Genomic DNA, 12,486 nt, shown 5'->3' on the forward strand with positions numbered 1-12,486 from the left:
GTCGGCATGCATTTGGGGGGAAGCGTCGTGCCTTCGGCGGGAAGCGTCGTGCCCTCGGCGGGAGGCGTTGTGCCCTTGGCGGGAGGCATAGTGCCCTCGGCGGGAGGCGTTGTGCCCTTGGCGGGAGGCGTTGTGCCCTTGGCGGGAGGCGTTGTGCCCTCGGCGGGAGGCGTTGTGCCCTTGGCGGGAGGCGTTGTGCCCTTGGCGGGAGGCGTTGTGCCCTTGGCGGGAGGCGTTGTGCCCTTGGCGGGAGGCGTTGTGCCCTCGGCGGGAGGCGTTGTGCCCTCGGCGGGAGGCGTTGTGCCCTCGGCGGGAGGCGTTGTGCCCTCGGCGGGAGGCGTCGGCGCCGCGCGCGGCGATCTCTCGGTCGAGCGGTACGCGCGTATCAAGGTCGACCTGTGGGGGGCGCAGGCGGCTCTCCACGAGGTGCTCGCGCGGTACGGCATCGACGAGGTCGCGTGGCGCGTGCACGAGCGGCAGCAAGCGGAGGCGCTCGCGGGGGAGGCGCGGGAAGGTCGATGTGATCTCGCGCTCGCGCTTTGCGCCGCGTTCGAGGCCGCGAAGGCCCCGGGGGTCGCGCCGCCGCCCCTCGGCGGGATCGCGTGACGTAGGAAAGCGCGAGGAAGCGATCCGAATGCGCTGCGGATTCGTATAGAATCCAAGGTCTCTGGAGGAGCCATGAAGCGTGCAACCAACGTGCGCGGGATTGAAGCAGCGGCGGCGAAACGGGGACCGCGGCTCCAGCCAGTGCCTGGGCCGGCCCCGCGACCCGCGTTGTTCACGGCCGAGGTCCACAAGGTCCGCGAAGACGGCGTGATGCTCGGCATCGGCGCCAAGGTCGTGCCCGCAAAGCTCGATCCGTCGGTCCATCCGACGGTCGTGGAAGGCGCCTGCGCGCGGCACGAGCGCGTGCTCGTCGAGGAGCAGGAGGGCGGCGAGCTCCTGGTGATCGGCGCGCTGCGCACGCAGCCGACGCCGGGCGTGGACGCCGCCGAGAGTTACACGATCAAGGCAAAGCGCATCTCGCTCGACGCCGGCGAAGAGCTCTCGCTCTCGGCGCAGACGGCCGCCGTGGTGCTACGCGCGATCGGCGAGGTCGAGACGTACGCCGAGCGGATCCTCTCGCGCGCCGAAGGCGTGCACAAGATCGTCGGGCGCATGCTGCGCCTCAACTAGCTCGCTGGATCAGGTTTGCCGGGGCAAGGCGTCGCGGGCAGCCGCGAGCGCGCGCTCTTGCACGACGACCCAACCCGCGACGTCGACGTGCGCGGCCCGGCGGGTCACGAGCGCGAGCTCGCGCGCGAGGATCGGCCGTTCGCCCTGGCGCGTGCCACGCGCCGAGAGCTCGGTGACGATCGCAGACGGCGTCCACGGCTGGCCAAGCCGCATGCGGGGGTTGTCGAGGGGCCTGCGCTCCTCGAACGCGCGCAGCCACGCCGCCAGGCGCTCCTCGAAGTCGCCGCCCGCGAGCGCGCCCGGGCGTGGCGCCGAGCCGCCGCCGATGCGCTCGAGGGCCCGCCCGATCCGATCGGCCTCGTCGAACGCCCCGTTCGCGGCCGCGCGGCGGATGCCCTCGAGGAGCACGGGCACGTGATCCGGGTGCCCGTGCCAGCCGAGCCAGGGCAAACCTTCGCGATCGAGGCTCGTCTCGGTGCCGAGCAGGTTGCGATCGAAGGGGCTGCCGAGCAGGCAGAGCGCTTCAAGGGCGATGCGGCGGGCGCGCAGGGTCGCGAGGTCCTCCGTGCGAGGACGCTGGAGCAGCGCGCGGAGGTGCTTCGGGCCGCGGGCGTCGCCGAGCGTGGTGAGGGCCGCGGCCGCGCTCGCCGTGGTGTCGGGGTCCGCGCTGTCGAGCAGGCGCGCGAGGAGCGGCGCGGCCGCCTGCGCGGGCAAACGCGCCGCGAGGTCGATCGCCTTGTCGAGGACGCCCGGCGAAGGCGAGGGCCGCATGAGGAGCAGCACCGCGCTCGCCATGTCCACGCGGCCGCGCCGCACCATCGCTTCGAGCGCGACCTCGACCATCGCGGGGTCGTCCTCGCGGCAGAGCTCGACGAGCGTGCGATCGATCGCCTCGTTCGAGCCGAGCGCGAACGCGTCGACGAACGCCGGGTACGTCCGCGGGTGCGAGCGGCGCAGCGCCAGCACGACCCAGCGCATCGCCGTCTCCGAATCGAGACAGCAGAGCGTGAACGCGAGCGCGAACGTCCGGCCGAAATCGGGCACGACCCACTCGATCGCGTACGCGAAGAGCGACTCCACGAGCCCGAGCGCGGGCGCGGCCGGATCGAGCGGCCGTTCGAGCGCGACGAGCGCGTCGAGGTTGTCGAGCAGGCGCTGCTCGAAGGGCCCGGCGTCGACCCAGGGCTCGTGCTCGTAGAGCCTGCGCAGGCTGCCGAGGCTCGCGATGTCCTCGAAGCAGTCCCGCGCGATGGCCCGAATCTGCGCGAGGTCCCCGGCGGCGCCGCGCGACGCGCCGAGCAGGGCCCGCCCGCGCGCCCCTGCCACGGAGACCGCCTCCTCGCGCGAGAGCACCCGCGGCGGCGGCACGAAGACCACGTGTGCCCGCGGGACCCCGACACTCGCGACGAGCTCCTCGCGCTGCGTGGCGGCTTCCGCGCCCGCCCCCAGCGCGCGCGCCGGCAGCCGCCCGCGCAGGCGCTCGCTTGCGTCGGCGAGCCAGCGCGCCGCGCCCTCGATGCGGTTCCCCACCGCCGCGTCGACCGGGAGCCGCTCGCGCGCCGCCTTCAACGCGGCCGACGTGCGCGCGAGGGCTTCGAGCGCGTCCTCGTCGCGCGGCGCGGCCTCGACGAGGCGGCTCAGGAGCGCGATCCCTTCGCGGAGCGTGTCGGCGAGGTCTTTGGTGTCTGAACGGTCGGCGATCGCGAGCAGGCTGTCTTCGAGCGCGGACCGCACGCCTTCGAGCAGCGGCCGCGTCGACGTCGTGCCGGGCACACCCTGGAGCATCATGGCGCCCCCACGGCAAACGCGCCGCGCGCGGGGCCCTCGGACGCGAGCATGACGAGCGCCTCCGGCGCCGGGGCGAACCCCAGGCGAAACGCCATACACGCGTACGCCGCGTGCACGGCGCCGCTCGCCGCGCCCACGTCGCCGAGCTCGTCGTAGAGGCGCGTCTCGATCGTCTTGGCCTCGTCGAAGGCCGACCGGTTCCGGATGCGCACGAAGCTCCACTCTTTCACGCGGTGCCGCTCCCCGTTCACGTCCGGCAGGACCCACGGCACGGGCGCGCGCATCGCCCCCGCGACGCGGAGCGCGACCTCCGTCGCGGCCTCGCCGATCTCCGTCCCGTCCTCCCGCTCCATCCCCGTCGCGACCGCGATCACCCGCGCGATCGGCGGCGCCGCCTCCTGCCGCGCGAGCACCACGAACGCCGCGGCCTCCGACGGGATGAACCCGTTCCACGCCCCCTCCGCGTGTAGCCGCCGCTCCTTGTCGAGCGCCGCGAGCACCGCCGGATCGTGGTGGCTGTCGACGCCGCCCACGACCACACACGGGCCCGCCCCGGGCGCCGCGAGCGCCGCAAGGCCCCGCGCGAGCGCCGCCGCGAAGCCCGCGTGCCCCAGCACCACGGCCTCCGAAGCCGCGAGCGCGATGGGCACGCCGGCGCGTTTGCCCAGGATGTCGAGGAAGTCCGGCCCGAGCGGCTCCTCCTCCGCGCGCCGCGGCGGCAGCGAGAGGAAGAGCGGGATCGGACCCTTCGCCGCGCCGATCCCGCGCGTCGCCTCCACGAGCGCCGGAGACGCGAGCTCGAGGAGCCGCTCGCGCCCCTTGCAAGCGTCGTCGATCCGGAGCGCGCGCACGTCCCCGATGGCGTTGCCGCGTCGATCCCGTTGCCCGGTTTTCCCCGGCGAGAGCTTGCGCGCGCGCAGCACGAGCGCCGATTGCCGCGCGTCGAGCCCGACCGGCGTCGACATCCCCACGCCTGCGATGAGGCCCATCGTGGTCATCGGCGGCCCTCCTCGTTCTTCGTCTCGGCCTCGCTAAGCTTCGGCCCGTCGCGGCGCGCCTCTTCGTCGGCCACGAGGCGCGCGAGCTCCGCGGCGAACGCCTTGTCCTCGGATGCCTTCTCGCGGAAGCGCCGTTCGAGCCGACCAAACGCCGCGATCCCGAGCCCAGCTTTGGCGAGCACCTGCGTCGGATCCTCGCGCCGCATCTTCGCCGCGATCGCCACGAACTCCTTGGGCGTGATCTCGGCCTCCCGCGGCGTGGCGAGCGCCTCCGAGGCGCGCTGGTAGGCCTTCACGTACGCCGCGCTCGGCCCGCCGTCGGCCTCCTCGCGCACGCTCGCGAGCCGCTGCGCCCACGCGCGCTCCTCGATCCCCCACGTGGAGTCGTCGATGCCGTGCTTCGTGAGCACCTCGCCGCGAGGCCACCGCTGCTCGGCGAGCTCCGCCGCGACCTGCGCGGCCTCGTGCGGCAGCATCTCCGGCTCGGCGGCGTTCGGGTGTCCCCACGTCTCGTACCGCGCCATCAAGAGCTCCTCTTGGCTCAGGGCAGGCGGATCCTCGCCCTTCCGCGCGTCCTCGTGCTCCGCCGCGAAGCGGAACCGCCCGCGCGGCAGCTCCCGCAGGACATCGTCCCACGCGCCCGCCGCGTCCTCGCTCCAGCGCTTCGGAGGCGCCCAGCCGATCACGATCCGGTCCACGTCGATGTGCGGTTGGTCCGTGGTCTCCACGAGGCCACGCCAGGTCACGTCCACCGTCGATCGATCCAGATCGATCGCGACGCCGTCGACGAAGAGCTGGACGTCCCCGCGGCGCACGCGCGCGGAGCTGTAGTCCACGAGCGCGCGCGGCGTGTACGCCGGCAGCGCGATCTCCCACGCCGCCGCCGGATCCGGCCCGAGCCCCGCGAGGTGGATCGACGTCACCTCTTCGACCTCGTACGCGATCTCCGGCGTCCCGGCCTGGTAGACGCTCAGGTCGAACTTCTCCGGGTGCTGGAAATGGTGCTTCGATCCGTCGTGGCAGGCCTCCGGCCCGAGATCGATCACGCGGCCGTGTGGCGTCTGCGTGTGCGGCGGCCGGAGCGGGATCCGCCCGGGTTCTCCCGCGTGGACCATGAAGGGAAGGCGTCGGTTCCCGAGGCCGACCTCGGCGAGGCGCGGCCGGACGCTCGGCCCGAGCGTGCCGGAGGGCATGGGGACGATCTCCACGTGCCCCGTGAGCGTCAGATCGACCGCGAGGCGCAAGGGGACGAAGTCGTCGATCCGCGCAGGCTCGCCGGGCGCGCTCGGGCCTGCCTGGAGGCGCCGCGGCGGCGCGGGTTCGAGCGGGATCGGCCGGTGCGCCGCGCTCGTGTCGAAGCGGAACGTGGCGACGACGAAGACCGAAAGCCAGTTCCGATCGACGGTCCAGGGCAACACGCCGACGTGGCAGGGCAGGGGTTTGGCGTGGCGCTCTCCGGGGGGACGAACCGGCGACTCCGCGACGAGGATGCGGCGAAAGGGCGCGGCCTTGGGCATCAGTTGCTGATGAGGGTTGCGAGGTCGGTCTTCTTGAACTCGGTCTTGAGGCAATCGGGCCACCACTCGCCGGTCTGCTCGTAGCTGTAGAACCAGACGTCGATCTTGATGAGGCCCGTCAGCCCCGCCTTGAGCTCGCCGTCGTCCGACTTGAGCGCGAGGCCGGCGTCGCTCGCTTCGAGGAGCAACGCCCATTCCGCCTGGACCTGGATCCGGCCCTCGATCTGCAGCCAGTCACGCACCTGGACGCGGATGAAGGCGTAGATCTTGACCTCGACCGGCAGCTTCACGCCCGCCGTGTCCCATTTCCAGCCCCGCGCCTTCGTCCAGTTGAACGAGATGTACGCCGCCGCCGAGACGCTCACCTCGACGCCGAACCCGATGCTCGCCTCGGCGCCCATACGCTGGATGATCCAGCCGACCGCGCTCGCGGCGATGCCGCCGACGAACGGGATGATGGCGAGGAAGTTCGTGAGCGGGCAGCTCGCCTCGAACTTCAGCTCGAACAGGAGGCCGCTGACGCTGACCTCCGCGGTGCGGACCATCTGGTAGAGGTCCGCGTCCTCGCCCGGCTCCCACTTGAACTGGAGCTCGACCTTGAAGTCGTCGCCGGGGGCAATGATGCTGCCCTCGGTCTCGACCCGGCCGAGCCGCGCGAACTGCTGGACGGTCTCGAGGCTGCGGTTGATCCAGCGGCCCACCCGGATGACGGGCTCGAGCGGCATCTCGAAGGTGAACTCCCCCTCGGGATAACAGTGCACCTCGTAGCTGACCCCGCCGCTGCACGCGCTGCCCGTGATCAGGACCCGGACCGGGTTCTGGTACGCGCGCCAGGCCCAGAGGAACTCGGCCAGCGTGCGCAGGTTGTTCAGCGCCGCTTCTTCCAGCGCTTTGTCGCGCTGGATCTGCTGGTACGCCTGCCGCCCGTCCTGGTTCTCGACGCGCGACGAGCCACGCGCCGCGGCGTTCTGCTGCGCGTAGTTGTTCTTGTCGTTGATGCGCCTTCGTTTTGTCGCGTCGGAGTCGTTCTGCGAGGCCTCGCCGGAGAACTCGATCGGGCCGCCATACGGCGGGTTCCAGTCCTCGCCGAGCGTGATCTCGTCGCCCGTCATCTCGCCGGTCTTCTCCGGGACCGCGGCGCCGAGCGCCGTCAGGCCGCCCGAACGGCTGAGCAGCCACTTCATGTGCGGCGGCTGGACGCAGTCCGGCGGCGCGTCGGGCACCTTCGCGTTCTTCCGCGTCGCCACGACCTTGATCTCGGCGCCGCGCTTGATGTCGATCTGCGGCATGTTGCCGACGAACGGGGCCTCTTCGTCGCCGCCCTTGATCTGCGACGTGTCGTAGGAGCAGCGCTTGAAGAACTCCTCGGGGTTGTCCGTGAGCAGCTCCGGCGGCACGTCCTGCAGGATCTTGCCCGTCGTGTTCGAATGGTTCTGCGTCGTCGGATCGTCGGTCCGCGCGGGCGGCAGGCCCTCGGCGCGGACGTCCGGCGAGCCGCTCGTCGCCCGCGCTTCCTCGCGGTACGTGCCGCTCACGACGCCGCCGCCCGAGTCCCCATGCGCGGGATCACTCGGCGTGATCGCCTCGCCCACGCGCACGACGTTGCCGTTCTGGAAGAGGGTCTTGCCGGACGTGTGCTCGACGGCCTTGTCCGTCGTCACGTGGTTGATGTGCGGGACGGGCTTCTGCTTCGGCGGATCGAAGCAGACGTCCGTCGGGCCGATCGTCATCGCGGTGTGCTCGCTGGTCTTCGTCGTGACCCCGCGGTCTTCGTTCGTCACGGTCGCGCCCATCGCTCGTCCCTCCGTCGCCTCGAGATCGGTTCGTCAGCAGAAAACGCGCCAGCGCCCATCGAGCCGCGTCATGTAGAAGTTCGCGCCCCAGCCGAGCGTGGGTTCGTCGCGGTGCTGCGCGCGCACCGCGGGCTTGCCGGAGGCGCGGCGCACGTAGGCGACGCGGCCGTCGACATACCGGTCGAAGCGCAGGTCGTGCGCGTCGAAGGGCTCCATGACCCACGGCTCGTTCATCCGCTTCATGGCCTCGGCGCGCGAGAGGGGCTGCGGCCCGTAATACCGCTCGAACTCGCTCACCTTGAGATCCATCGCGGACTCGAAGCGCCCGGCGTCACGCGTCGCGAACGCGTCGTAGAGCTCCTGCACGGCCGCGCGTTGATCGGCGGTGCCCTCGACCGGGAACTCCTCGCGCGAGCCGCGCCGGTACACGGGATCGGGCAGGTCGTCGTCGATGCGCAGCACGCCGCCGCCCACGAGGGGCAGATCGATCGGCAAGCTCAGCGCGGCGACGCTCTTCGGGTAGTCCCAGGTGAAGATGGCGCGATCCAGGTCCTCCGCGAGCCGCACGGAGATCTCGAAATGCGGCCCGAGGTCCGGCGCGAGGGGCGAGCGCGGCGAGGGCGAGAGCTCCACCGTGATCGTGTTCTCGCCGCGGACGAGCCAGTGCGTGACGGGGCCGATCGGCGCGACGTTGTCGGGGACGATCCGGTCGTAGATCGGGACGCCGTTGATGAGCGCGCGCGCGTGCGACGCCGGCCGGTGGAGGATGCGATAGACGTAGTTCGTGTGGGCCATCGCGTTCCTCAGTTCTGCGACGACGTCGTCGACGCGAGGTTGTTCGCCTGCTGCGTGTCGATCGTGATCTCGCTCGGCGCCTTCATGTCGATCCTGCCGTTCTTCAGGTGGATCTCGGTGTCGCCGACCTTGAGCGTGATCTCGGGCGCGTTGAGGGTCGTGCTCGTCGACTCGATGCGGAGCTCTTCGAGGCCCGCGAGGAGCAGCTCCTTCAGCGACACGACGGCGTAGTTGCCCGCCACGGTCGTCGTGCGCGACTCCTCGGCGCGCGACGTGTGCTTCTCGTCGGCCTTGCTGAAGGCGAGGCCACCCACGGCTTCGTTGCGGAGCTTCTCCGTGTTCTCGGCCTTGTTGAGCTTGCCGATCTCGACGATCGAGCCGCCCACGACGAGCGTCGACGTCGTGCCACCCGTGACCGCGTTGGTGTGGCCGGACTGCTCGAAGACGTGCCCGGCGATGAGCTCCGTCATGTTCTGCTCGACCGCGACGTTGTCGTCCGTGTGCGTGTCGCGCAGGTGCGAGCCGCCGATCGTGATCGTGTGGTCCTTGTGGACCGTGTCGGTCTGCGAGGCCGAGATGGTCGCGGTGCGGTTGCCGCCGATGTTCACGGTCAGGTTGCCGTCGACCTTCGACGCGCTGTCGTCCGTCACGTTGATCGTCTCGTTCGCGCCGATCCGGATCGCCTCGTTGCCCTTGACGGTCCGCTGCTCGACGTTGCCGACCTTCTCGTCCTGGTTGTTCGCGACGACGATGTTCTGGTCCTTCTGCGCGTGGACGTGGATCTCCTGCGCGCCGGCCAGATCGTCGAAGCGGATCATGTTGTAGCCCGAGGGTTTGTCCGTCGAGCGCGGCGAGGTCAGCGAGTGCAGCGACGTGCGCATCTTGCGGATCGGCAGTTCCTCGAGGAAAGGATCGGCCGCGTTGAAGACACGGCCGAGGATGACGGGCCTGTCCGGATCGCCCTCCAGGAACTGGCAGAGCACCTCCCAGCCGGTGCGCGGCATCGCCGACGAGCGGCCCGTGTTGTCCTGCAACACCGGGATCCAGTGCGAGCAGGTGTCGTCCTTCGGCTGGAGCCGATCCCACGGGAAATGCACCTTCACGCGGCCCCACGCGTCCGTGTGGATGTCCGCGCCCGCGGGGCCCGTCACGAAGCCCGTGAGCGGGTTCGGCAAGGTCGGCACGTAGGTCTCGCAGAGCGGGCGATACACCACGTCCGCGGGCAGCGCCTCGAACGCGACCGAGAACGAAGACGCGGTCCGATCCCACGCGTGCGCGATCTTCGTGAGCACGTACGCGCCGTCCGTGACCCCCGAGGGCGCATCGACGAGCGAGAAGATCGTGCCCGTCGCCATGCGCCCCGCCGTCGATCGGCCTGCGAGGCGGCGTTTGGCGCAGGCGAGCGCCGCGGCCCGGAGGTTCGCCTTGGCCTGGCCCTGCGCGGGCAGCTCGTACTCGCCCGGATAGTCGTACCACTCGGGCCCCCACGCCGTCGGGCCCTTGGCCGAGACGTCCATGTCGAGGCGCGGCCGCTCCGGGTTGAAGTCGCGCAGCGAGACCTTGCCCGGCGTCGCGCGGCCCGCCCAGCCGACCTCGAAGACCGCGTCACGGTTCTCGTGCAGCCCCGAGTCGTGGTGGAACGCGAGCGTCCCCGCGCCCTCGACGTACGCGCTCGTGAAATCGCCGAGGACCATGCGGCCCTCGTCGTCGACCACGTAGAAGATCCCTTCGTCTTCGAGCAGCCGCGACGCGAAATCGAAGTCCGACTCGCGCATCTGCACGCAGTACGGGCGTTTCACGTACGACCCCACGAGCCGCGGCTCCACCGTCACGCCGTGCGCGCCGATCACCTCGGCCACGATCTCGGGCGCGGATTTGTCGCGGAAGATCCGGATGTCGACGCGGTGCCTCGTGGTCGCGAGGCGTGGCTCGAGCACGAGCGTCACCTTGCCCGTGCCCGCGTTGCCCTTGCGCGTCGCGGCGCGCTTGATCTCGGTCACCACGCCCTGGATCCGCCGCTCGTCGGCGGCGCGCGTGAGCGTGAGCGTGGCCTCCGTGAAGATGAGCGCGTCCGGATCCAGCGGATCGGTGGGCTCGAGCTGGAGCGTGATCTCGAAGCGGTACGTCCGCGAGAGCGCCTCCTCGCCTGCGATGGTCTTGACGGGGTACGTCGTGCCCCCGAGCGAGAGGAAGTAACGAAGCGGATCCTCGGTTGCCACGGCGTCCTCCTCAGTTGTGCTCGATCATCCCGCTGTCGGCGTCGAACGTCGCGCCGGACAAATCGAGGCTCGGGGTCGTGATCGTGATCGCGTCCGTGGTCATCGTGAGCACGCTCGATCCACACGTGAAGCGGATGCTCTCGACCGCCTCGATGTGCACGACCGGCGCGCTGCCGACGACCGCCGACGTGACGTTCCACCTCGCCGTCGTGTCGGCGTTGTCGAGGTACTTCTCGTTCGACACGCAGACGATCGAGCCCCCGACCTCCTCGGTCCATGCCGTGTTCACGTCGAGAGAGTGGTCCTTCTTCGCCACCTCGATCTTCGAGCCGCCGATGACCTGCACCGAGTCCTTGCGCGCGACCTCGGAGACGTCCTCGCTCGCGACCTTCACGACGCTGCCGCCGACGACCGTCACCATGTCGCGTGACGTCCGGTTGATGTTGTTCGGCGTGATCTCGATGAGCGAACCGCCGACGGAGAGCGTGCGATCTCCCTTCACGGACGTGCGGTGCGCGTCGCCCACGCGGATCGTCCGCGAGCCGCCCACGGTCTCCGTCTCGTTGGCCGAGACCGTCTTGATGCGCAGGCCCGAGACCGTCAGCGTCTCGTTGCCGCCGATCGTGATCCGCTGATCCTGGATCACGCGCTCCTCCTGCGAGGCGTGGATCGTCAGGTCGTGGTTCACCGCGACCGTGCGCGTGGAGTCGTTCTGGACGCTCTCCCAGCGCGAATCGAGCACGATGTAGTTCATGTCGCGCGAGGCGTTGATGAACATCTCCTCGGCGTTCATCCGGTCCTCGAAGTAGATCTCGTTCGCCGTGCCGTTCGCGGGCACCGTCGCCGTCTTCCACACGACGCGCGTCATGTTCCCGGGCAGCTTGTACTCGGGCAGGCGCTCGCCGTCGTGGATGCGCCAGATCACGCTCGGCGCGTCGACGCCGCCCTCCTCGTTGAAGGTCGCGACGTTCCAGCCCATGCGCGGGAAGAGCATCGATCCAGGGGCCGCGCGTTGCGCCACGCGCATCCACGTGCCGCCCTTCTCGTTGCGCGGGCCGAGCCGGTCCCAGTGCAGGATCGTCCGCACCCGCGCGAGCTCGTCCGGATGCACCTCCTGCCCGTCGGGCCCGATCACCTGCCCGAGCTGGAGCCCCGCCTGCTTCGCCTCCGGCGTCAACCGCTGCGGCCGGAACACGACCTCGGCCCGGATCGCCCAGAAGCGTGTGTCGCACGGCTGATGCTCGTCCCCGTCGACCTCGACGCGCGTCACGAGGTAACGCCCGTTCATCTTGGCGACCGGGTGCCCGTCGATCTCGAGCGTGACGCCGGGGAAGGGGCGCACGCTCGTCGACAACCCCATCACGCCCGCCCGCGCCGCCACGGCTGCGTCGCGCTGATCGCGCACCCGCACCTCGAGGATCGCCTCCATCCCCGTGCCGCCGCCCGGCGCGTCGTACACCTCGTGCCGGCCCGCGCCGGCCTTCGCCTTGATCGGCACGAGCGGCCGCTTGAGGTCGTACGACTTCGCCTCGAATCGGCCCGTCGACGCGGCGCTCATCGAGCCGAGCTGCGTCACCGCGTCCTGCTTCGGCTGCAGCGCGCTCTCGCGCACCCAGGGCAGGAGCGCGCCGCCCGGCATCTCCGGCGCGGCCGCGGAGTTGTCCGAGAAGACGGTGATCGAGCCCGCGTCGTGATCGAACCAGTAGTAAATCCCCTCCTCCTCCAGGAGGCGGCTCACGTAGGTCCAGTCGTCCTCGCGGTACTGCGCGCGGTAGGGGTAACGCGGGTAGCTGCGCGTGAGCGCCCAGCGGTATTTCCCCGTGTAGTCGGCGAGCACGTCGTCGACGACGTCCTGCACGCGGACGTCCTGCGACGCGTAGCAATCACGGCCGAGCGATTGTCGCCACATCATCGGCCGGAGGACGATCGTCGCCCGCCCGCGCTCGTTGTCGAGCGCCCGGGCGCTCGCCTCGGCCACCACGCCCGTGACCACGCGCTCCTTGTGCGCCTGATCCCGCAGGGTCAGCGTCGCTTCCGCGCCGATCACCACGTCGACGTCGGGCAGCGGCAGCTCCACTTCGACCTCGACCTCGTACCGAAACAGGGTCGAGACCGCCTCCTGCCCGCGCAGCGAGAGCACGCGGCGCACCTCGGTCCCCGTGACGACGAGCTCGGCGAATGCAAGTTCCATCGCGCGTTC

General features: G+C 70.9%; 9 protein-coding genes. 2 read left to right on the forward strand and 7 right to left on the reverse strand.

Features of this window, described 5'->3' with window-relative positions; all coding sequences use genetic code 11:
* The first annotated feature begins 321 nt into the window (after positions 1 to 321).
* Together QHF89_RS35645 and QHF89_RS35650 are read left to right on the forward strand one after the other, a co-directional pair.
* Complete coding sequence (locus QHF89_RS35645; RefSeq protein ID WP_284721349.1) at positions 322 to 606, forward strand: hypothetical protein; 285 nt, start codon at positions 322 to 324, stop codon at positions 604 to 606.
* 72 nt (positions 607 to 678) lie between these two features.
* The gene (locus QHF89_RS35650) at positions 679 to 1,176 is read left to right on the forward strand and encodes a hypothetical protein (protein ID WP_136971408.1); all 498 of its coding nucleotides are present in this window, start codon (positions 679 to 681) and stop codon (positions 1,174 to 1,176) included.
* 9 nt (positions 1,177 to 1,185) lie between these two features.
* Here the strand turns inward: QHF89_RS35650 and QHF89_RS35655 are convergent, their stop codons facing one another.
* The 7 genes from QHF89_RS35655 to QHF89_RS35685 are packed head-to-tail and all read right to left on the reverse strand — an operon-like array spanning position 1,186 to position 12,477.
* A complete protein-coding gene (locus QHF89_RS35655) occupies positions 1,186 to 2,964 on the reverse strand; it encodes a hypothetical protein (protein WP_136971409.1) in 1,779 nt (592 codons plus the stop codon).
* Positions 2,961 to 3,962 carry a hypothetical protein gene (locus QHF89_RS35660; protein ID WP_136971410.1) on the reverse strand — a complete coding sequence of 334 codons (1,002 nt, stop codon included), beginning with the start codon at positions 3,960 to 3,962 and terminating at the stop codon, positions 2,961 to 2,963. The genes QHF89_RS35655 and QHF89_RS35660 overlap by 4 nt, the downstream gene beginning before the upstream one ends.
* Positions 3,959 to 5,479, reverse strand: coding sequence for a hypothetical protein (locus QHF89_RS35665; protein WP_136971411.1), 1,521 nt, complete (start codon positions 5,477 to 5,479; stop codon positions 3,959 to 3,961). Before QHF89_RS35665 ends, QHF89_RS35660 begins: the two co-directional genes overlap by 4 nt.
* Positions 5,479 to 7,260 (reverse strand): PAAR-like domain-containing protein, encoded by a 1,782-nt coding sequence (locus tag QHF89_RS35670; RefSeq protein WP_284721350.1) that lies wholly within the window; start codon positions 7,258 to 7,260, stop codon positions 5,479 to 5,481. The genes QHF89_RS35665 and QHF89_RS35670 overlap by 1 nt, the downstream gene beginning before the upstream one ends.
* A gap of 45 nt (positions 7,261 to 7,305) precedes the next feature.
* The gene (locus QHF89_RS35675) at positions 7,306 to 8,067 is read right to left on the reverse strand and encodes a hypothetical protein (RefSeq protein WP_136971413.1); all 762 of its coding nucleotides are present in this window, start codon (positions 8,065 to 8,067) and stop codon (positions 7,306 to 7,308) included.
* Positions 8,068 to 8,075: 8 nt separating this feature from the next.
* Positions 8,076 to 10,286 (reverse strand): type VI secretion system Vgr family protein, encoded by a 2,211-nt coding sequence (locus QHF89_RS35680; protein ID WP_136971414.1) that lies wholly within the window; start codon positions 10,284 to 10,286, stop codon positions 8,076 to 8,078.
* 10 nt (positions 10,287 to 10,296) lie between these two features.
* The gene (locus tag QHF89_RS35685) at positions 10,297 to 12,477 is read right to left on the reverse strand and encodes a type VI secretion system Vgr family protein (RefSeq protein WP_136971415.1); all 2,181 of its coding nucleotides are present in this window, start codon (positions 12,475 to 12,477) and stop codon (positions 10,297 to 10,299) included.
* Between the last annotated feature and the right edge of the window lie 9 nt (positions 12,478 to 12,486).

The sequence above is a fragment of the Polyangium sorediatum genome, from assembly GCF_029946465.1.
Lineage (GTDB): Bacteria > Myxococcota_A > Polyangia > Polyangiales > Polyangiaceae > Polyangium > Polyangium fumosum.

Coding starts and splice junctions, on each gene's coding strand:
- QHF89_RS35655 (WP_136971409.1), bottom strand. CDS start 2,964: ATGATGCTCCAGGGTGTGCCCGGCACGACGTCGACGCGGCCGCTGCTC.
- QHF89_RS35660 (WP_136971410.1), bottom strand. CDS start 3,962: ATGACCACGATGGGCCTCATCGCAGGCGTGGGGATGTCGACGCCGGTC.
- QHF89_RS35665 (WP_136971411.1), bottom strand. CDS start 5,479: ATGCCCAAGGCCGCGCCCTTTCGCCGCATCCTCGTCGCGGAGTCGCCG.
- QHF89_RS35685 (WP_136971415.1), bottom strand. CDS start 12,477: ATGGAACTTGCATTCGCCGAGCTCGTCGTCACGGGGACCGAGGTGCGC.
- QHF89_RS35650 (WP_136971408.1), top strand. CDS start 679: ATGAAGCGTGCAACCAACGTGCGCGGGATTGAAGCAGCGGCGGCGAAA.
- QHF89_RS35675 (WP_136971413.1), bottom strand. CDS start 8,067: ATGGCCCACACGAACTACGTCTATCGCATCCTCCACCGGCCGGCGTCG.